Source organism: Sphingomonas sp. (genome assembly GCF_041661885.1).
In the GTDB taxonomy this organism is placed as follows: domain Bacteria; phylum Pseudomonadota; class Alphaproteobacteria; order Sphingomonadales; family Sphingomonadaceae; genus Sphingomonas.
The window spans coordinates 739,593-759,626 of record NZ_JBAZTL010000001.1 but is presented as its reverse complement, the minus strand read 5'-3'; the positions used below and the strand labels follow the sequence as shown (position 1 = coordinate 759,626).

Sequence of the window (20,034 nt, the reverse complement as noted above, 5' to 3'; positions counted from 1 at the left end):
GCCGCGAGGTGCTGCCGATGAAGTCACGTCTGACGTCGCGGTGGCAGGTTCACGGCTATCGTGCAGCTATGAGGCGAAAGAGGTGAAAATTGCGTTAGGAATGCTCGCTTTGGCCGACCAGAAGCTCGCGTGGCAGCGGGTGGCCAAGAAAGGCCGCGGGGCTGGCCGACAGTCCATAAGCCCCGGCCATGAACACCGCGACAAGATCCCCCACCCCCGCCACCGGCAGCGTGACGCGGTCGGCCAATCGGTCGAGCGGGGTGCATAACGGCCCGACGACACTGATGGTCTCAACCGGCGCAGTGGGGGCCGCGCTCGCAATGGCGACGGGATAATTGCGCTTCACCACCGTGCCGAGATTGCCCGAGGCGGCGAGCTGATGGTTCATGCCGCCATCGGTGACGAGAAAGGTTTCGCCACGGCTTTCCTTTCGGTCGACCACGCGCGTCAGGTACACCCCCGCTTCGCCGACCAGCCAGCGGCCCAGTTCGATCGCGAAGCGGGTGTCGCCAAGGCTCGCCGCGCGATTTTCCAGTGCCCGTGCGAGCGCATTGCCGATCACCTGAACGTCCAGCGGCGCTTCCCCCGGGAAATACGGAATGCCAAAGCCACCGCCGAGATTGACGAGCGGCGGCATGACGCCAACCGCATCGGCAAGCAGCCCCGCCAGCGCCAGCGTTTCGGCTTGCGTTTCGATGATCGCCTGCGGATCGAGCGCCTGCGATCCGGCAAAGATGTGGAAACCGCGCCAATCCGCCCCGGCATCGATCACCTGTCGGGCAACAGCGGCGGCGCGGTCGGCGTCGATGCCGAAGGGTGAGGCGCGCCCGCCCATGCGCATTCCCGATCCACGCAATTCGATCTCCGGGTTTACCCGGATCGCGAGACGCGGGGTAAGCCCGTGCCGTTCGCCAATCGCCAGCGCGCGCGCCGCTTCGCCCGCAGATTCGAGGTTGATCGTCGCCCCCGAGCGGATCGCGAAATCCAGTTCGTCATCGCGCTTGCCCGGCCCGGCAAAGCTGATGCGTGCGCCGGGTTTTACCGGCAGCGCCATCGCCAACTCGCCCGCCGACGCTACATCGAGACCATCGACCAGCGGCGCCATTGCGGCAAGCAGCGGCGCGAACGGATTGGCCTTGATCGCATAATGCAGGTCGATCGCGGGAAATGCCGCACGAAACCGCGCGACGCGCGCACGCACGACCGCCATGTCATATACGAATAGCGGCGTGTCACCGGCCACTCCGGCCCAATGCGCGGCGTCCTGCCCGCCGACGCGCAGCGGTGCGAGCCCGAAATCCGCCGGAATCGTGCCCATCGGCTTCATGACGTCATCTCCACCTTCAGTGCCGCACGGTCGAGCTTGCCATTGGCATTGCGCGGCAGTTCGGCGCGCCATTCATAGCGTGCGGGCTGCTGGAAGCTCGGCAAATCGCGCCGCAGCCGCGCGCGCAGGGCGGCTTCCTGCGTGCCATCACCGCGCGCGACCACGACAATGGCTTGCCCAAGGCGTGCATCGGGCACGCCCAGCGCCACCGCCTCCACCGTTTCGCCGCCCGCCACCGCGGCTTCCTCAATTTCGGTCGGGCTGATGCGGTTGCCCGCGCTCTTTATCATCTCGTCATCGCGTCCAACAAAGCGGAGCAAGCCATCGCCATCGCGCACCACCGTATCGCCCGACCACACCGCCAGCCCGCCCGATTGCGACCAAGCGGGCGCGGGACGGAAGCGCTCGGCGGTCCGCCCCGCATCCTGCCAATAGCCTTGCGCGACCAGTGGCCCGGCATGGACGAGCTCGCCCGGCTCCCCCGCCGCCGCCGAGCTGCCGTCAGGCCGCACGACCATGATCTCGGCGAAGGGGATCGCCCGCCCGATCGAATCGGGATGCGCGTCCACCAATTCGGGCGATAAATAGGTCGAGCGAAAGGCTTCGGTCAGCCCGTACATCGGATACAGATCGGCTTGCGGAAAGCGCGTGCGCAACCCTGTGACGAGTGGAGCGGTCAACGCGCCTCCAGAATTTGTCAAACGTTTTAAAAGATTTGCTGCGCTTTTCGGCCACTCGATCTCCAGCAACTGCACCCACAAGGGCGGAACCCCTGCCAGCGTCGTGGGCGTGAAGCGGTCGACTGCCTTCACGACGTCCTTGGCGGTCAGATAGTCGAGCGGCACGTAACTCGCCCCCGCCGCCCAGGTCGAAAAGAGCTGGTTCTGTCCATAATCGAAACTGAGCGGCAGCACGCCAAGCACTCGATCCGCCGTGGTCAACTTCAAATACTGCGCGACGCTGATTGCGCCCAACCAGAGATTGGCGTGGCTGAGCATCACGCCCTTGGGTCGCCCGGTCGACCCCGAGGTATAGAGGATTGCCGCAAGCGTGTTCGGATCGACAGTGCTGGCGGACAGCGCCGAACCGAGGCTTATGTTTTCTTCAAGGAAAACGTCGCAATTCCTTGAAATATCGTCCTGTTCCAGCGTCTCACTCCGCCCCGGCTGCGTCACCAGCGCCGCCGCGCCGCTATCGGCCAGAATATGCGCGACCTGCGCGCGCTTGAGCATCGGGTTGATCGGCACATGCACCAACCCCGCGCGCGGGGCCGCCATCGGCAACACGCAGGCCAGCCGCGTCTTGGGCAACCAGCTCGCCACACGCGCGCCCGGCGGATAGCCATGCCCCGCCAGCCACGCCGCCACCTGGCCCGTGAGCCGCTCCAGCCCGGCGAAATCGAGCGTGCCGTGCCGGTCCACAAGCGCCGAATCCCCTGCCCGCCCGCGCAACGGCAGCGTGTCGATGGGACGGGCTATGGGGTCGAGTGCGATCATGTCTCTTGATAGCCGCCACCGCCCCGCTGTGAAGAGGACTTGTCGGGTCGCTCTTGGCATGTGACAGCCCAGTCACTATCGCAGCGCACCATAACCCACAAATTGGGGCTCGCAGTGATTTCTGAAGATTACGATCGTATCGATGCCACGCTCCGTTCGACGCTGCACGATGTGTTGGGCCTGGGCGAAGCCCGCACGGCGGCGCTCGACGCCGATACGGCGCTGTTCGGCGCTATGCCCGAACTGGATTCGATGGCGGTCGCCGGACTGCTGACCGAAATCGAGGAACGCCTTGGCATTCTGATCGAGGATGACGAAGTCGATGGCGAGATGCTGGAGAGTTTCGGCGCGCTCGTCCGCTTCGTCGCCACCAAGACGCGCCGCTAACCAATCGATGAGCGCCGCTTGATCGCCTCGTATCAGGCAAGCGGCGGCAAGGAGGCCATGCTTCGCTTCGGGCCCGACCACGGGCCGCTGGTGGCGATCGCTTTGCCCCTGTTCGAAGAGGCCAATCGCCTGCGCAGCTTCGCGGTGGCCATTTGCCGGGTGCTGGCGACGCGCGGGGTGGCATCGATACTGCCCGACCTTCCCGGTCAAGGGGAGAGCCTGGTGCCGCTGGAGCGCTGCAGCATCCTGGACATTGCCGACGGCTTCGATTGTGCGACCAAGGACGCCTGGAATGCCGATCGCCGATGTTATGGCGTGGCGCTGCGCAGTGGCGCGCTGCTCGAAAAGCTGGCCTTGCTCGACGGACGCTGGCATTTCGCGCCGCAGGATGGCCCCAGCCTGTTGCGCGACCTGAAGCGGATCAAGCAGGCGTCGCAGCCGCATAGCAGGCTCGTGGACACGGATTGGTATTTCGACCCGGACGCACCCGACGACCAACTCGACCCTCCGGTCGAAATCGCCGGAAACCTGATCTCCACCGCATTGCTCACCGACCTGTCGGTTTATGCGCCGTGGACCCGCGAGGATGGCGGCACCGTGCGCACCGTGCGACTCGACACCGATCCTGCGCCGGCCGACCGCCATGTCTCCGGCTCGCCGCTGTGGCGCCGCGCCGAGCCCGGCAATGACCTGACATTGGCCCGGTTGCTCGCCGACGACATCGCCGACTGGGTCGCCTCATGCGAACGGTGACGACCTTCGATTGCGCGGGCGAGACGCTGTTCGCCACGCTGGATGCGGCCCCCGGCAAGACCGGCTTGCTGATCGTTTCCGGAGGCAATGAAATTCGCATCGGCGCGCATCGCGGCATGGCGTTGCTCGCGCAACGACTCGCGGCGCGCGGGGTGCCGGTGTTCCGTTTCGACCGGCGCGGCATCGGCGATTCGACCGGCAACAATGATGGGTTCCGTGCGTCGGCCCGCGACATCGCCTGCGCCGCCACCGCCTTCCGCGCAGCGACCGGGATTGAACGGCTGGTGGCCTTCGGCAATTGTGATGCCGCGACCGCGCTGGCGCTGTTCGGGGCGGAGGCCGGGGTCGACGCGCTGATCCTCGCCAATCCGTGGCTGGTCGAACAGGATGACGCCCTTCCCCCCGCTGCAGCGATCCGCGCGCGCTATGCCGCCAAGCTGAGAAACCCGCGCGAATGGTTACGGCTGGCGCGCGGCGGTGTAAATTTTATATATTTACTCAATGGCTTGAGCAAAATTGTTCGCGCCCGATTGAAGGTTGCCGCGCCGCTCGCAACCGAGCTGTTCGCCGCGCTGGCGACATGGCACGGTCGCGCCACGATCCTGCTCGCGCGACATGACAATACCGCGCTCGCCTTTGCTGAAGCCGCGCGCACCGGCCAATTGGCACTTCCAGTCCACATCTGTGAAACCGCCAGCCACAGCTTCGCGCATCCGCAGGATGCGGCGTGGCTGGAACACCAGATCGTCGCGGCACTGGCTGGCTCGCCCGTAACGGGCTGAGCGGCAAGCCCTACGCCGCTGCCTCGGCCATTTCGAACTCGGCCTCCGCCAAGAAACGCTCGGCATCGAGCGCCGCCATACAGCCCGTACCCGCCGCCGTAACGGCCTGACGATAGACCTTGTCCATCACATCGCCGCACGCGAATACACCGGGCACGCTGGTGCGGGTCGAGCCGGTCTCGACCCAGATGTAATGATCGGCATCGAGCTTCAAATGCCCGCGGAACAATTCGGTCGCCGGATGATGGCCGATCGCAACAAAGCCACCCTCGGTATCGAGACGCGACCGCTCACCGGTCACCGTGTCAACCAGTTCCAGCGCGACCAGCCCGGTCGTGCCGCCGCCGTCGACGAATTCGACGACTTCCTTGTTCCACAAGACCGTGATGCCCTTGTGCGCGAACAACCGCTCCTGGAGGATCTTCTCCGCGCGAAACGAGTCGCGACGGTGGATCAAGGTCACGTCGGGCGAATGGTTGGTGAGGTACAGCGCTTCCTCGACCGCGGTGTTTCCACCACCGATCACCGCGACCTTCTTGCCGCGATAGAAAAAACCGTCGCAAGTCGCGCACGCGCTGACGCCCTTGCCCTTCAACGCTTCTTCGCTGTCGAGCCCAAGCCACTTGGCCTGTGCGCCCGTTGCGATAATGAGCACGTCGCCCTCGTAAATATCACCGCTATCGCCGACCAGGCGGAACGGGCGCTGGCTGAAATCGACCTCCACGATCGTGTCGTACATCAGCGTCGTGCCGACATGCTCGGCCTGCTTCTGCATCTGCTCCATCAGCCACGGGCCCTGGATGACGTCGGCGAAGCCCGGATAATTTTCCACATCGGTGGTGGTCATCAACTGGCCGCCTGGCTGGATGCCCTGAACGAGGATCGGCTTCATGCCAGCCCGCGCGCCATAAATGGCAGCGGAAAGGCCGGCGGGGCCGGAGCCCAGAATCAACATGCGCGTCTTGTGGGTGGTCATGGCAGCTTTCGTCCTGTCGGCCCGCCGCCTCTAGGGCAGCGGCGGGCCGACTGGCAACATGGTGGGTGGGTGGCGGTGTGCAAGAGGCCCGCCGCCAGAAGCCTCAAGCCGGGTAGCGGTACAACGCGCAGAGCTTGTTGCCTGCCGGATCGCGCAGATATGCGAGATAGAGCTTCGTCGTGCCGTTGTCGCGAATACCGGGAGCATCCTCGATTGGCGTGCCACCGGCGGCGACCCCCGCCGCGTGCCACGCATCGGCTTCCTCGGGCGACGACGCTGCGAAACCAATCGTACCGCCATTCGCATGGCAGGCAGGCTCGCCATCGATCGGCTTGGTCACCAGCAGGATGCCGCCATTGTGCATGTAGAAAATCCGGCCGTGATTGTCGGAGCCCGCCCGCGCGCCCAGCGCACCCAACGTGGCGTCATAGAATTTACGCGATGCTTCGAGATCGTTCGATCCGATCATGACATGGCTGAACATAGCTGCTCCCTCTTTCAGGCTGCGTCGCACTTGATTGGCGGCATCGATCCAGGCGCTAGCCTATTCATGGTGGTTGGAAAACCACCCATCGGTGCGGATTTGGTCGCGAGTGGTAGCGAAGGACCGCTCCCAACGTAATCACCCGGCGCGCTCCATCATAACCTGAGGCCCCCGTAGCCGGACAACCGTCCAGCTACATCATCGGCACATCTGGCGTCAAAGTGAGTGCGCTTCTGGCGACACCCTACGCCCCGGTCACTAAACTGACAGAAAACTGCGGGTTTCGGGGTTGAAAATGGGTTTGATACCCACTCTCGAAAGCTCGATACCCGCACGATCAATTACGGATGATCAGTTCCGTCACCTTTTTGCTACGGCCAGCCGCCGCTGACGACAACGGCCATGCCATCTCCACCTGGGCAATCGCCAAGCTGGCGAAGGCTTGGCGGATGAGCGGTGCGTCGTGCATGGAACGACCGCGTGCTCCAGAAAATCCAAATTTAAATCGGCAATGCTCCGACCAACCGCTGCAAGCCAACTATGATACCAGCAACAGGCTGGAGGAATAGATGCCCATACCGTTACCTACATCCCCGTGCTGGCAAAGGCTCGCGAACGGAGGACTGGCGGCACTTCGGACCGACAATGTCGCGACCCAGATGCTGGCGAAGCGGATGGAGCGCAGCAACGCACCGGTAACCCAAAAGGCAGCCGAAATTCATGAATATTATGCAAAATGGGAGCGGAGCCTTGCTGATGAAATCGTTCAGTTTAGCTGAGCTTAAGTCTCAGCAGACCAATGGTCTACTCGAAGTCGCGGATGCCATAACGTTGATCGAGGCGGGCCTCCCACTGTCGATCGCCGGCCCGGAATCGGCGATGGACATGCTCCCTTCCGGCAACTGGATCGGTGGGACCACCCCCTATTTCATGACGGTCGACGGCGGTCGCGTGATCACCGAAGGCCAAGTCTTCGTGACCGACCTGTCACGGATCGGAAGCGTACGCGTCGCAACCTATGATGCCAATCGCTTAGCCGATATCTCGGGCAACGGCCCCGAACACGGCTTCTCTCTTGCAATCATTCCGGCGGGATCGGCTTGCCACGAGCAGTTCGCCCATGATGCGGCTGACTATCCCCAAGCGTTTCTGCGCCCCACCGTCGGCTGGATCGCTGGCGTTGACCTGGCTGACGCAGCAGCCTCCGCCAAGGTATATGACGGAACCGGACCAACCAAGCACACCGATCAGGCAGTGGTTGCCCATATATCGCAACCAGAGGATGCGCTTCTATCGATCGAAATCGTCAATCCGTTCACCCCCGGCGATGGTGATGTCCTACGGTTCGAGGAGACCGATTTCGCCCCGACCCATTGTATCGTCGGCGGTCAGCCGACCAACTTCGCCGCCTACCTTGTCGAGCACGGCATGGACGATGGCACGCTGCCATTGATCGGTGATTTCGCGGGCGCGCCCATCAACGTCTCGATCAAATCGGTCGATCGCCAAACGCAAGCGGTAACGCTCTACGCCCCGGTGTTTCCCGGCGTGGACTATCGCTTCGCCGCTCCGCTCGCCGACTACGCCGCGACCTTCCGCGAAAAACTCGCCGACCATTCGTTCGAAGGGGCGATGTGGTCTTGCAACTGCATCCTGAATTTCCTTTACGGGGCGCTTGAGGGCAAGGCAATCGGAGGCATCGCCGGACCCGTCACCTTCGGTGAAATCGCCTACCAATTGCTCAATCAGACGATGGTGCTCGTGCGTCAGAACACGCCGGACGCATGTACCGGAGGCGAAGGGCAATAAACCCGCGAGCGACGTCTGCATTGGAAAGCCGGTCAAATTCTGAAGAGGACCAGGTGCCATATCGGGGCTGGAGACCCGTAGCAGACGCCAGCCGCTTAAAGTCCGTGTGAGAAATAGTCAGGGATGGATGCCCCTGCGGATCATGAGGCTGCCGAGGGCAACATGGATCATCGTTCATCGACCCCAGTGAAACAAGCAACGTACCCGCCTGGCCGCTCCGCCTCCCACCCAGGCTGGTATCGGAGACGTGCCACCTGACGCTTACTGCCGGAGGATCGCTACGCGGGCAACCGACCCGGACCGGGCGGTTAGCCGCGCCGAACCCCGGGAACTATGCCCCGCCTATTCGCTCGAAAACTCTTCTATTTCACGGGCCACCAGGCGGACTGGAACCCGTAGTCCCCGCGCGCGGACCACTCCCTGGACTTGCCGCGCTTAAGTGGAGAGGCATTTGCTCTGCGAAACGGGGTTCGTTCGAACTGGGCGGGGGCCGCTGCAATCGCGTGCGGCTGGTGCGCGATTCCGAATCGCGCAAGCGCGTGTCGCGGCCGAAGGCACCGTCGCCGCCTGCACTACCGTCGATCAGCGCCAGTTGCGCCCCCGGTGTCGGATCCAGCAGTCCCGACGCCAGCAGGATCTTCATGCACGGGCTGGCAGGCTGGGTCAGTATGGTAGAGGTCGTCATACAGGCAGAGATTGCGGCGCAGATGCTTGCGCTGCGGCAGCGCGTTCAGCGATCGCCTGTTTGCGGTGCCGCGCGATGATCGCGCGCATCACCTTCGCCTCGGCTGGATTGCTTTCCGACATTTTGCTGACCCCCGACGTCTATCAGGGGGATCTGCTCAAGTTCGGGCACGCGCGGCAGTGGGGGAAATGTCGCGGGGTCGGCCCGCTCGAACACTTGGCCATCCGGGTTCACCGTCCACCCGGTCGCCCGCAGCGCCAGTATGGCGTCGCTTTCGCTCACCTGCCGCTCAAGCCCCGGAAACGACATTCGCCGCCGGTCGCCGGGCTCGCGCAGGATTTCGCCCTCGACGGTCAGCGCGCGCACCACATCGCGCGCGCGATAGCGGTTGATTCCCAGCGCATTGCCGATCTCCCCATAGCTGGGCGATCGACCCCAGCGCAAAAAATACGCCTTGGCGAAATCCAGTACCTGCAGCTTCGTGCTCACCATGCCCGGCGAACGGCGATATTGCGCAACCATCAAAGTTTAAGCCCGCGCTCCCGTCACGGAACATAACGGGAATCGATGCAACCAGCCATAGCCCGAAAAACTATGTCATGTTGCGCATTTATATGCGCAAAACCGATTGACCACCTTCCGCATGATGTGTATATATTTGCGCATGGAACGGGACAGCAAGAAAATCGTGAAGCGGCTGGTGGCGGAGGGGTTCGACCTCGTGTCGGTCAAGGGCTCGCACCACAAATTCCGCAAGGATGAAATCACGGTGATCGTCCCGCACCCGAAGAAAGACCTGCCGCTGGGCACCGCCCGCAGCATCGCGAAAATGGCGGGGTGGGCATGAGCCTCCCCCTGCCCCGGATAAGGAACAAGACCATGAAGTATTTCTACGCCATCGTGCACAAGGATGAAGGCAGCGCCTTCGGCGTCACCTTCCCCGATCTTCCGTGCTGTTTCTCGGCAGCGGATGAGATCGGTGAGGTTTTGCCCAACGCCTGCGATGCGCTCGCCTTGTGGTTCGAGGATGCGCCCGAGGTCGCGCCACTGCGGCTCGATCAGGTCCGGGCGCTTGCCGCCGACGATTTGCGCGATGGCGCGTTCATCGTTGCGGTGCCGTGGATCCGCAACAGCGGCACGTTCGCGCGCGTGAACCTGTCGCTCGATCGCGGCATGCTCGACGCGATCGACAAGGCTGCGACCTCGCGCAGCCTGACCCGGAGCGCCTTCCTGGCCCAGGCCGCGCGCAATGAGATCGAACATCGGCGCTGAGCTGAGACGGGCGAAAGGCCGAGGACATCTGGGAGTTGCCTAGCGGCTCGTCACTCCCCCGCCCAATTGTCACGACCGATTTCGGCATTGTCGTCGCTGCCTTTGGCCGCTTCGGTTGCAGTCGTCTTGGGCGTCGTGTCGATCTGGTCGAGCATCGAGGCACTATTGTCGATGGAGTCGGCAACGATAATGATATCGTGTCCGTTGGCGTCGACCTGTCCGCCGGGGTCGAGCTCCGCACTCTGGCAATATATATCGGCTGTGACCTTCGCTTCCTCATAACCGTCGCTGCGCTTTGCAGTCAGATACGCTTCGACAATCCGCCGATGGGCATCGCAGATGTCGGCCTTGCTTGCCTGAGTGCTGGAAATGATACGCAAGCGCTCTTGTGCATCGGCCACCGGGTCAGTGCATGCGGCCAAGACGATCGATGGGCCGATCGCGGCGAAGGTGACGGGTGCGTGCAAAGTTGCGGGGCTTTCCCCTCGGCCGGGCGCACGCCGCGCGAGACTGCGCGCGAGTTGCGCGATCGCGCGCCTGTCAGCCGGATCCATATCCGCCACATCGTCAAGGATCTCGCGCGTCTCGGCATCGAGGGCGGGCTCTTGATCCAGTCGCTGATCGCACACGAACAACAACCGCCATGATCGACACGGCCCGCCCCCGGGCTTGACCAAACCCACATCGCCGAACCGCCCACCCCTCGCCGTCATCTGCTGGCGGGGACGGTAAACTGCTACCTGGAAAACCGCATGCCCGATCTGCGCATCGTCAGCGATGCGGAGTGGCACGCGATCCAGGACGCGCGGCATGTCCGCGCGACGCAACCGCTGCCGCTGCGCCGACGGCCGCGCCATTTGGTGTCTGGCTTGGTGCGCTGCGGCCTGTGCGACGCGACCATGATCATGGTCGTTAGCGGGAGGCTAGGATGCTCGCGGTACCGCGAGGTCGGCACCTGCACCAACACGCGGCGAATCGCCGCGAGCGAGCTGCAGCACCGCGTCGTCGAGGGGCTGAAAGAGGAACTGCTGTCGGAAGAGGCGATGCGCCTGGTGGTGAGCGAGTATCACGCCAAGCGCAGCCAGGGCGCCGCGACGTCGGCACGTGAACGCGCCACGCTGGCGCGCCGCCTGCAGGCGGCCGAGCGCGCGATCGCAAATCTCGTCGCCGCGATCTCGGCCGGAGCAGCCGACTTCGCAGACATTCGCGAGGCCCTGGCGGCCAAGACCGCCGAACGCGACGCGGCGCGCGAAGCGCTGGACGAAGCTGCGGCGGTCAACGTGGTGACGCTGCACCCGCAAATCGCCGAAGCGTATCGGGCCCGCATCCAGGGCCTGGCGGCCAGCCTCGGCGCCGGGGATGCGAATAGCGAAGAAGTCACCGCGCAGATCCGCGATCTGATCGACGTGATCTACGCCACGCCGCTCGAATCGGGCGAGTGGCAAATCGAGGTTGTCAGCCGCCTTCAGTCCGTCGTCGCCTTGGCGACCGGCACTGATGGCCCAACGAGGGGGAGGTCGCGAGTGACAGCGATGGTAGCGAAGGAGGGACTTGAACCCCCGACCCCAGGATTATGATTCCCGTGCTCTAACCAACTGAGCTACTTCGCCATGCGCAGGCGCTAATCACTCGCGAGGCGCGGGCTATAGGAATGCGCGGCGAAGCGGTCAAGCGAACATATGGCGGGAAAGTGCTTCCCACGGTCCGCCACGATACCACCATGTCGCCAACCCGGCGATTCGAACCGGACGCGGACGGAAATCTCGCGACAATTCGCCCTGTAACCCCTTGGCAACCGACGGCTCGACCTTGTTCTGCACGGTGACATGCGGTCGCCAAGGCGCACGATCTTGCGGTGTCAGTACCGACGCGAAAGCATCGACCAGGCGATCGCGGATATCTTCCAGTGCCGGACAATCGATGCGGAAGGCCACGCCCCCGCCCAACGACATCAACCCGGCGATTCGCGCGTCGGGTGCCGCCACCTGTCGCGTTTCTCCAGCCAGCCGCTGCTTCAGTTCGCGTTCGAGACTCGGCGCGAGATGATGGAACATCGTCAAATGCGCCGATAACTGGTTGCGTTCTGGCGGAAAATGCCGCGCCCGCAAATCGTCGAACCACGTCGCGTCACTGCGCCCGAACAGCGCGGTGACGATGATGGGCGCGGCCCCGCTCAAATTTCGAGCTGGCTGCCCAGTTCGACCACGCGGTTGGTCGGTAAGCGGAAGAACTCCATTGCGCTCTCGGCATTGCGCAGCATCCAGGCGAACAGCTTTTCACGCCAGATCATCATGCCGGGGTGCGACGAGGGCAACAGCGTCTGCCGCGCCAGGAAGAAGCTGGTGTCGATCATCCGGAAATCAGCGCCGCAACGATGCACATTGGCAAGCGCCAGCGGCACGTCGGGCTCATCGATAAAGCCATAGCGCAGAATCATGCGGTGAAAGCCCGCCCCAAGGTCCTCGAGCGAGCAGCGCTCCCCCTCGACGATATAGGGCACATCGGCGATCTTGACGGTCAACAGGATGATGCGCTCGTGCAGCACCTTGTTGTGTTTGAGGTTGTGCAGCAACGCGTGCGGTACGCCCTCGGGCGAGGCGGTCATGAACACCGCCGTCCCCGGCACGCGCGTGGCCGAAGTGGCGGCAGACTGGATGAAGATTTTGATCGGCATCGCCGATTCGCGCATCCGGTCGATCATCAATTGCCGCCCCTTCGACCAAGTCGTCAGGATGGTGAAGACGATGAAACCGACCAGCAGCGGGAACCAGCCGCCCGAGGGCACCTTGGTCAAGTTGGCGGTGAAATAGGCCCCATCGACGATGAAAAACAGCGCCAGCAACGGCACCGAATAATAGACGCGCCAGTTCCACAGGCGGAACAGTACCACCGTCAGCAGGCAGGTGTCGATCAACATCGCGCCCGTAACCGCGATGCCATATGCCGAGGTGAGGTTGGACGAGGTGCGGAAGAAAATGACGAGCAGCAGGACCATCACGCCCAGCAGCCAGTTGACCAGCGGAATGTAGATCTGCCCCGCGGTCGCGGCGCTGGTATGTTCGATCCGCAAGCGCGGCACGAAACCGAGCTGGATCGCCTGCTGCGTGACCGAGAAAGCACCTGAAATCACCGCCTGCGACGCGATCACCGCTGCCGCCGTCGCCAGCGCCACCAGGGGCAGCCGAAAATGCTCCGACGCCAGCAGATAGAACGGACTTTCGAGCGCGGGCTCGCCGAGTCGCGACAGCAACGCACCCTGCCCCATATAGTTGAGCATCAGGGCCGGCAGCACGATGAACAGCCACGACACGCGGATCGGGTTGCGACCGAAATGCCCCATATCGGCGTAGAGCGCTTCCGCCCCCGTCACCGCCAGCACCACCGAGCCCAACGCCAGAAATGCCCGCGCCGGATCGAGCGCAAAGAACTCCAGCGCATAATGCGGCGAGAAGGCCCACAGGATTTGCGGGGTATGGGCGATGCTGATGAGCCCGAGCGTCGCAATCACCGCGAAATACAGCAACATGATCGGGCCGAAGAACAGCCCGACGCGCGCGGTTCCGCTACGCTGGATCGAAAACAGGCCGATGATGATCGCCATTGCGAGTGGCAGCACCAGCTTGCCAAGGCTCGGCGAGGCGATCGCCACGCCCTCGATCGCCGACAGCACCGACACGGCGGGCGTAATCATCGAATCGCCGTAAAAGAGCGCCGTCGCGAATACGCCCAACAGGATGATTCCGCGCGACCAGCGCTTGTTCTTGGTGCGACCGTTGACCAGTGCCAGCAGCGCCAGGCTGCCGCCCTCGCCCTTATTGTCGGCACGCATGATGACGGTGACATATTTGAAGGTCACCACGATCATCATCGACCAAAAGATCAGGCTGACGACGCCCATGATATGGACCGGATCGAGCGCGAGCTTGTGATGCCCGGCAAAGGTTTCGCGAAAGGCATAGATCGGGCTGGTGCCGATATCGCCGAACACGATGCCGATCGCACCGAGCGCGAGCTTGGCAACGCCATCTTTTCTCTGCGGATGATGCCCGACGCCAACCGAGTCGGGTGCAGCAGGCTGAATGCCCGCGCTGGCCTGATCACTGCTCACGCGAAGGCTGTTCTTGCCCGGATGTCACGTCGAAAAATCATGGATGACGGCACTTGCTGAAACGCCCCGATGGTGCGGCGCAATAGCACGCGTCCTCGCCCCCCGCAACGGCGGGTGCGGTGGCCAAATATGGATCATTCCTCGCTCGCCAATGTACGGATGGTGAACTGCGTTACCAGCCGATGCACGCCGGGCAGGGTGGAGAGCACCTCGCGGTGGATTCGCTCATAGCTGTCATCCTCACGCACCAGTACCTTGAGGAGATAATCCGATTCGCCGCTCATCAGATGCGCCTCGCGGACCTGGGCGGTCTTGGCGAGCGCTTGCTCGAACTGCAGCATCGTCGCCTGACGCTGATCGGTGAGCGTGACCGAGACGAACACGGTCGATGGATTGCCGCGCGCAGCCCGCGACAACCGCGCGCGATAGCCGAGAATCATGCCCTGCTGTTCCAGTGCCTTCACCCGGCGATGCGCCGCCGAGGGCGACAGGCCGACCTTCGCCCCCAACTCCTCACTCGTCAGGCCCGATTCCGCGCCAAGCTGCGCGAGGATGTTGTGGTCTATGCTGTCCATACGGGAGTCCATTGCGGTAATGCCCCCTATATCGCAACAGAATTGCGTTTTCAGCGGCGCGTGCGCGATCTTTGCAAGCACATTATAGCGCCTTTTCTGTACACTCCTCGCATCAAGGAGAAGAGACATGCGGATCGGTGTTCCCAAGGAAATCAAGAATCATGAGTATCGCGTCGGGCTGACTCCGCCATCGGTGGCCGAGTTGGTGGCGGCGGGCCACAATGTCGCGGTGCAGACCGGTGCCGGGCTCGGCATCGATTTCAGCGACGCCGATTATGTCGCGGCCGGGGCGACGATCCTGCCCGACGCCGCCAGCGTTTTCGCGCAGTCAGACATGATCGTGAAGGTCAAGGAACCGCAACCGAGCGAAATCGCGCTGCTGGAGCCGCGCCACTTGCTGTTTACCTACCTCCATCTCGCCGCCGACAAGCCGCAGGCCGAAGGGCTGATGCGCTCGGGCGCAACCTGCATCGCCTATGAAACCGTCACGGCAGCCGACCGCTCGCTTCCCTTGCTCAAGCCCATGTCCGAAGTGGCCGGGCGCATGGCGGTGCAAGTCGGCGCGCATTATCTGGAGAAGGAACAAGGCGGTCGCGGCATCCTGCTCGGCGGCGTGCCGGGTGTGGCCCCGGCCAAGGTCGCGATTCTCGGCGGCGGCGTGTCGGGCGTCAACGCCGCGCAAATGGCGGTCGGAATGCGCGCCGACGTCACCATTTACGACATCTCGAACGCGCGGCTGGCCGAGCTCGACATGTTCTTCGGTAGCCAGATCAAGACCGCTTATGCCAGCAAGGCCGCGATTGCGGCAGCCGTGAAGAACGCGCATCTGGTAATTGGTGCAGTGCTGGTGCCCGGTGCCGCCGCACCAAAATTGGTCACGCGCGAGATGGTCAAGACGATGAAGCGCGGCGCGGTGCTGGTCGATATCGCGATCGACCAGGGCGGCTGTTTCGAAACCAGCCACGCGACGACGCATGAAAACCCGGTGTTCGACGTTGACGGCGTCATCCATTACTGCGTCGCCAACATGCCGGGCGCGGTCGCGCGCACTTCGGCCTTTGCGCTCAACAATGCGACGCTGCCGTTCGTGCTGAAGCTCGCCGCGCACGGAGCGGAAGCGGCGATGGCCGCCGACCCGCACCTCGCCAACGGTCTGAATGTGTCCGGCGGCAAGATCCGCCATCAGGCGGTCGCCGAAGCGCTCGCCCTGCCGTTCGAGGCGTGGGCGCGCTGACCCCACTCGCGGCGGCGGGGCAAAGCTGGTATCGCGCTTCGGTGCGTATCCTTTTCCTCGCCGCCGCGCTGTTCCTTTCCCCGGTCGGCGCGTTTGCACAGACCGCTCCCCCTGCCCTCGGTGCTGCCGACCATGCCGCGCCTCCGGTCGCGGTGCCGACGCTCCCGCCCGCCCCCGCACCATTGGTCGCCGCGCCCATTTTGGAATCCCCGGCGGAAGCATTGGCCGAAGATGCCGCCGAATATGCGCGGCAATTCGGTGTTTCGCTGCCCGAAGCCATCGCCCGGCTTACCGCGCAGGATATCAGCACCCTCATAACCGATGCGATTGGCGAACATTATCGCGATCGCCTGGCCGGCATCGCGATCGAACATCGCCCGTCCTATCGCATCATCGTCTCGCTTACCGGCACCACCCCGGTCGCGCCGCAAAGCGTGGTTACGGGCGGCATCACCGTTCCGATCCTCTTTCGCACTGGCGCACGCGTCACGCGCGACCAGGTGATCTGGGCGATGACCAACCATCAAGCAGCCTTGCGTGCGGCGCTCCATACGCCACCGGGCATGGGGCTGGACCCACGCACGGGTGAGCTCACGATCCTGATCGGGAGTGCCGATGCGCCTGGCGGGACCGCCGCGCTCACGGCGCGATTGGAAGCCATTGCCGGGGTTCCGGTGCAGGTCCGCGTGCTCAACCATGTTGATGTCAATCTGGCACCCGAAGGCGGATCGCGGGTCGAAGGTGTCAGCCCCGCCGATGGTCGGCGTTACCTCTGCACGACCGGCTTCACCGTTACCGACGGCCAGCGCTATGGCGTCACGACAGCGGCACACTGTGTCGATGATCTGGTATACCGCGATCCGCAGGCCGGTTCGACACCGCTGCCCTTTGTCGGCCAATGGGGCTGGGGCTATCGCGACGTGCAGATCAACGCCGCCGACACGCCGCTGCCGCCAAGCTTCTACGCCGACACCGCCCGCACGCGCTTGCGCCCCGTGACCGGCCTGCGCAGCCGCGCCAGCACGCGTGCGGGCGATTTCGTCTGCCATCGCGGGGAACGCACAGGCTATAGCTGCGCGCTGGTGCAACTCACCGATTTTGCGCCTGCGGGGGATCTGTGTGGCGGGCCCTGCCTGCCCACCTGGGTGACCGTCTCCGGCCCGACGTGCAAAGGGGGCGACAGCGGGTCGCCGGTGTTCAGCGGCACCACCGCGCTGGGCGTGCTGAAGGGTGCCAGCTATCGCGGTGACGGCTCCTGCGTCTTCTATTTTTACATGTCGGTCGATTATCTGCCCGAGCGCTGGCAAGTGCTGCAGATGCCGCTTCAATCCCCCCCGCCAGCAAGCGCGGGAAACACCGAATCCGACGTAAAACCTGAATTTCCACAAAACCGTGCTATCCGCGCCGCGCGGTAACACTGCGCCCCGACCGGCCCCTACCAGACCGTCCAGGGGCGCGGGCCATCCAGATCCAGCGCGAAGCGAATCGCTGGCCCATCGAACTGAAAGCCGGGCAGCGTGATCTTGCACCACACGGCGAATTCATGGTCCGCAGTGCCACTGATGACCGACATCGCGATCTCGACTCGCTGATCGTGCGGGTCATGCGCGGCAAACTCCAGCGGCAGGAAATAATGATTGCCGTGGAACATATCGGTCGGGGAGCGGCAGGGCGCGACCAGAATGGTCGAAAAGCGGCCTTCCTCATCGTAAATCAGGTCGAATGCGAAACGGTACGCCTCGCACACTTGCCAGGACAGCGTCCGTCGCGAACCGAGCACCCTTGTAACCGGGGGAAGCGGGTGAGGATCGAAAATGACGATCTCACCAGCCCCTGCCGGACTGAGCCGATCCAGGGGCTCTATCCCGACAGCAGATGCGGGAGACAGCGACAGGTTCTCGCGGGCAATCGTGACGCGCGCACGCGGCGCAATCGGCTCGGGCGCGCCAACCTGGCGCAACGCCGTGCCGCGCCCGGCACCATCGACATGGAAAACAAATCCGTCCGGTGCCGCAAAGATACCATCGGGAGGGATGCTTGCCCCCGCCGAGGGAAATAACTGGATCTGGATTTGGGGTTCCCCGGGCATCTGCCGTGCGCGCACCGGTAGTGACGATGCTGCATCCTGGCAGATGTCCGCCGCCCAGATCAGCCCGCGCATGGAAAAAATACCAGTCCCGTCGAACGTTGCCCCACACGCCGCAAAATCCTTACGGTTGATCGGCCTTGCGACCACGCGCGCGCCGGCTGGCCCCGCCCCAGCCGCGCCGCCTTCCTGGATCAGCGCGAAATTGTACAATTCGCCGGGCGCCCCGTTGAGCGTCGGGGTCGATGTTCCGACAATCGTACCAAAGCTGAAGACCCAATCCCCCCATTCGCCCCCGGCAGCCAGCGCCTGCAGCATCGCGATTGCGCGTTGTACATCGTCGGTCCGATACGGACGGTCGGCCCCGCAGAAGAAATACTCTGGCGCCATGAAAACTTTCAGCACCCGCTCTGAACCTGGTGCCGCTGGCGCCGCCGCCAGCGCGTCGCGCGCGGTTTTCATCGCGCGGTGCATCAGCGCGCACCGCCCCTCGATATCAAGGGAGACATCTTCAGATTTTGAAATCTCCGATGCTTCGACCGGCTCTACAAGTGCAACAGTATTTGTCTCATACGATATGAATTGAACGCCACTATACTGCATCAACAATATCCAAAATACGGTGAGATTTTTTGGAAAAACCGATATATCTATAATGAATTAAGATAAATTACAGTTTCATTACAATATCGATCGCGATAATTTCATACCGACTGCGATGGAACCGCTTTGCCGACGGCGGCATTCCGGCGTGTCGCATAACGCGCGTCGGCAAGCGCTGGCGTTTTCCCCCCGCCATGACGGCCACGGCCCGGATGCCCGCCGACATGCGACACACTTGGGCAGGCCACCATTCCACCGTCGAAATGGAACAACTGTTCACGCCCGAATTGCCGATAATAGATGTCAGCGAAAATGGTCAGGCACGCCGTACCGCCAATCTGAACATCACCCTGTTGCCGCAAGGTGCCGTGGACGTGATATCCCGATGAAAAGTCGATCGCAAACCAGCTTGGACGATCTTCATAGATCGCGACTTCGTGCCGTTCGTCGAGCGAACACGCGCACCGCACGATGGCCACGGCGGGCGGATCAAGATCGCCCGTGCGCCATGCGCGATCGAACACGATCTCAAACACGAGATGACCGTCATTCGCGGTCCAGAAGCGGGTTATGTTGCGAAGCAACGGCAATCCCTTTCCTCCCCGATGGCGTAGCCGATGGTGTGCATCGTCCGCTCAAGCCATGACAACGTTTTGCAAGGAAAACCGGAACGGGGTGGAAGACACTCCGGGCCAACCGCCGCTCATGATAATATCGGCGCTGGCCAGGCCAAGTAGCGACAATTCGGTGTTCACGTTCGCGAGGGTTTCCCCGTCGATCACCTGACCTTCGGCAACATCCGGCGCGACGCCAATCCACACCGATGGCTTGATCGAAAAAACCGCCATCTGCTGCGGCAACACCCCCGCCCTGATGGCAAGCAGCCTGCCATCCCGGTAGATGCTCGCGGTAATCGAAGTGTCGGGCAGCGCGTTGCGCACTTGAACTTCGGCGGCGTTCGCTTCGGTCGGGCCGATGGTCAGTGTGTAATGGGGATGGTCATGCCCCACCACAAAGTGCTGACCGTTCGCCGCAGCCATCGGGCCCGCCGTTTTGCCCGCATCGTCGGCGACAGCGACCTCCATCGCGACGGGGAAGGCGAAAGGGTACGTTTCCCCCGGACGAGAACCCCCAATCACCTTCCACGCAATCGGCCCATCGTCGGACGCCCCGGCGAGATTTTTTTGGAAAACGATGATGTGGGAGTTGTTCACATCATTGGAATTATTGACGAAATTCAGCGTTATCGCCACCGTATTTCCCCAAACCACATCCACGCCGCCCCGCGACCGCAGGCACCACGCTCCGTGCGCCGCCCGTTGGATGCTGGCCGAGCCGCTGCTACGCCATCGGGAGAGACGTCCATGTCGAAATCTCCTTCCGCCGAGCGGCCAATCAACCAATGAAGGGATGCGCAACCGGCCCGAAATTCCCTGCCCGTTACTGGGGCGACATGA

At 63.3% G+C, this 20,034-nt stretch carries 21 protein-coding genes and 1 tRNA gene; 9 read left to right on the top strand and 13 right to left on the bottom strand.

Annotated features, from left to right (window positions below; genetic code table 11):
• Positions 1 to 94: 94 nt before the first annotated feature.
• Together WC704_RS03740 and WC704_RS03735 are read right to left on the bottom strand one after the other, a co-directional pair.
• Complete coding sequence (locus WC704_RS03740; protein WP_372888621.1) at positions 95 to 1,327, bottom strand: pyridoxal-dependent decarboxylase, exosortase A system-associated; 1,233 nt, start codon at positions 1,325 to 1,327, stop codon at positions 95 to 97.
• On the bottom strand, positions 1,324 to 2,823 hold the full coding sequence (locus WC704_RS03735; RefSeq protein WP_372888620.1) for an acyl-CoA ligase (AMP-forming), exosortase A system-associated: 1,500 nt from the start codon (positions 2,821 to 2,823) through the stop codon (positions 1,324 to 1,326). Before WC704_RS03735 ends, WC704_RS03740 begins: the two co-directional genes overlap by 4 nt.
• 114 nt (positions 2,824 to 2,937) lie before the next feature.
• On the opposite strand from WC704_RS03735, the gene WC704_RS03730 reads away from it, so the two are divergent.
• The 3 genes from WC704_RS03730 to WC704_RS03720 are packed head-to-tail and all read left to right on the top strand — an operon-like array spanning position 2,938 to position 4,745.
• Positions 2,938 to 3,210, top strand: coding sequence for an acyl carrier protein (locus WC704_RS03730; RefSeq protein ID WP_372888619.1), 273 nt, complete (start codon positions 2,938 to 2,940; stop codon positions 3,208 to 3,210).
• An 18-nt stretch (positions 3,211 to 3,228) separates the two neighbouring features.
• Positions 3,229 to 3,963 (top strand): hypothetical protein, encoded by a 735-nt coding sequence (locus WC704_RS03725; protein ID WP_372888618.1) that lies wholly within the window; start codon positions 3,229 to 3,231, stop codon positions 3,961 to 3,963.
• The gene (locus WC704_RS03720; RefSeq protein WP_372888617.1) at positions 3,951 to 4,745 is read left to right on the top strand and encodes a hydrolase 1, exosortase A system-associated; all 795 of its coding nucleotides are present in this window, start codon (positions 3,951 to 3,953) and stop codon (positions 4,743 to 4,745) included. Before WC704_RS03725 ends, WC704_RS03720 begins: the two co-directional genes overlap by 13 nt.
• A gap of 10 nt (positions 4,746 to 4,755) precedes the next feature.
• Here WC704_RS03720 and trxB read toward each other — a convergent pair whose 3' ends face one another.
• Together trxB and WC704_RS03710 are read right to left on the bottom strand one after the other, a co-directional pair.
• Entirely contained in the window at positions 4,756 to 5,721 is a 966-nt protein-coding gene (gene trxB / locus WC704_RS03715; protein WP_372888616.1) for a thioredoxin-disulfide reductase, read from the bottom strand.
• A 103-nt stretch (positions 5,722 to 5,824) separates the two neighbouring features.
• On the bottom strand, positions 5,825 to 6,205 hold the full coding sequence (locus WC704_RS03710) for a VOC family protein (protein WP_372888615.1): 381 nt from the start codon (positions 6,203 to 6,205) through the stop codon (positions 5,825 to 5,827).
• 756 nt (positions 6,206 to 6,961) lie between these two features.
• On the opposite strand from WC704_RS03710, the gene WC704_RS03705 reads away from it, so the two are divergent.
• The gene (locus WC704_RS03705) at positions 6,962 to 8,014 is read left to right on the top strand and encodes a hypothetical protein (protein WP_372888614.1); all 1,053 of its coding nucleotides are present in this window, start codon (positions 6,962 to 6,964) and stop codon (positions 8,012 to 8,014) included.
• Between the two features lie 730 nt (positions 8,015 to 8,744).
• Here WC704_RS03705 and WC704_RS03700 read toward each other — a convergent pair.
• Positions 8,745 to 9,191, bottom strand: a complete 447-nt coding sequence (locus WC704_RS03700; protein WP_372888727.1) for a hypothetical protein — start codon at positions 9,189 to 9,191, stop codon at positions 8,745 to 8,747.
• Positions 9,192 to 9,363: 172 nt separating this feature from the next.
• On the opposite strand from WC704_RS03700, the gene WC704_RS03695 reads away from it, so the two are divergent.
• Together WC704_RS03695 and WC704_RS03690 are read left to right on the top strand one after the other, a co-directional pair.
• Entirely contained in the window at positions 9,364 to 9,546 is a 183-nt protein-coding gene (locus tag WC704_RS03695; protein WP_372888613.1) for a type II toxin-antitoxin system HicA family toxin, read from the top strand.
• A gap of 32 nt (positions 9,547 to 9,578) precedes the next feature.
• Entirely contained in the window at positions 9,579 to 9,971 is a 393-nt protein-coding gene (locus WC704_RS03690; RefSeq protein ID WP_372888612.1) for a type II toxin-antitoxin system HicB family antitoxin, read from the top strand.
• A gap of 50 nt (positions 9,972 to 10,021) precedes the next feature.
• Here WC704_RS03690 and WC704_RS03685 read toward each other — a convergent pair whose 3' ends face one another.
• Positions 10,022 to 10,828 (bottom strand): hypothetical protein, encoded by an 807-nt coding sequence (locus WC704_RS03685; RefSeq protein ID WP_372888611.1) that lies wholly within the window; start codon positions 10,826 to 10,828, stop codon positions 10,022 to 10,024.
• On the opposite strand from WC704_RS03685, the gene WC704_RS03680 reads away from it, so the two are divergent.
• Positions 10,724 to 11,548 carry a recombinase zinc beta ribbon domain-containing protein gene (locus WC704_RS03680; RefSeq protein WP_372888726.1) on the top strand — a complete coding sequence of 275 codons (825 nt, stop codon included), beginning with the start codon at positions 10,724 to 10,726 and terminating at the stop codon, positions 11,546 to 11,548. The genes WC704_RS03685 and WC704_RS03680 overlap by 105 nt on opposite strands.
• On the opposite strand, the gene WC704_RS03675 is transcribed toward WC704_RS03680, so the two are convergent.
• The 4 genes from WC704_RS03675 to WC704_RS03660 form a co-directional block, all read right to left on the bottom strand.
• A tRNA-Met gene (locus WC704_RS03675) sits at positions 11,505 to 11,581 on the bottom strand. The genes WC704_RS03680 and WC704_RS03675 overlap by 44 nt on opposite strands.
• Before the next feature lie 57 nt (positions 11,582 to 11,638).
• On the bottom strand, positions 11,639 to 12,148 hold the full coding sequence (locus tag WC704_RS03670) for a 2'-5' RNA ligase family protein (RefSeq protein WP_372888610.1): 510 nt from the start codon (positions 12,146 to 12,148) through the stop codon (positions 11,639 to 11,641).
• Complete coding sequence (locus tag WC704_RS03665) at positions 12,145 to 14,079, bottom strand: potassium transporter Kup (protein ID WP_372888609.1); 1,935 nt, start codon at positions 14,077 to 14,079, stop codon at positions 12,145 to 12,147. Before WC704_RS03665 ends, WC704_RS03670 begins: the two co-directional genes overlap by 4 nt.
• Positions 14,080 to 14,213: 134 nt before the next feature.
• On the bottom strand, positions 14,214 to 14,654 hold the full coding sequence (locus WC704_RS03660) for an Lrp/AsnC family transcriptional regulator (RefSeq protein ID WP_372888608.1): 441 nt from the start codon (positions 14,652 to 14,654) through the stop codon (positions 14,214 to 14,216).
• Positions 14,655 to 14,781: 127 nt separating this feature from the next.
• On the opposite strand from WC704_RS03660, the gene ald reads away from it, so the two are divergent.
• Entirely contained in the window at positions 14,782 to 15,888 is a 1,107-nt protein-coding gene (gene ald, locus WC704_RS03655; protein ID WP_372888607.1) for an alanine dehydrogenase, read from the top strand.
• Complete coding sequence (locus WC704_RS03650) at positions 15,876 to 17,303, top strand: S1 family peptidase (protein ID WP_372888606.1); 1,428 nt, start codon at positions 15,876 to 15,878, stop codon at positions 17,301 to 17,303. Before ald ends, WC704_RS03650 begins: the two co-directional genes overlap by 13 nt.
• 20 nt (positions 17,304 to 17,323) lie before the next feature.
• Here WC704_RS03650 and WC704_RS03645 read toward each other — a convergent pair whose 3' ends face one another.
• The 3 genes from WC704_RS03645 to WC704_RS03635 form a co-directional block, all read right to left on the bottom strand.
• Positions 17,324 to 18,448, bottom strand: coding sequence for a hypothetical protein (locus WC704_RS03645; RefSeq protein WP_372888605.1), 1,125 nt, complete (start codon positions 18,446 to 18,448; stop codon positions 17,324 to 17,326).
• 230 nt (positions 18,449 to 18,678) lie between these two features.
• Positions 18,679 to 19,161: a hypothetical protein gene (locus tag WC704_RS03640; protein ID WP_372888604.1), complete on the bottom strand. Its 483-nt coding sequence runs from the start codon at positions 19,159 to 19,161 to the stop codon at positions 18,679 to 18,681.
• 51 nt (positions 19,162 to 19,212) lie between these two features.
• Complete coding sequence (locus WC704_RS03635) at positions 19,213 to 19,830, bottom strand: hypothetical protein (RefSeq protein ID WP_372888603.1); 618 nt, start codon at positions 19,828 to 19,830, stop codon at positions 19,213 to 19,215.
• Positions 19,831 to 20,034 lie beyond the last annotated feature (204 nt).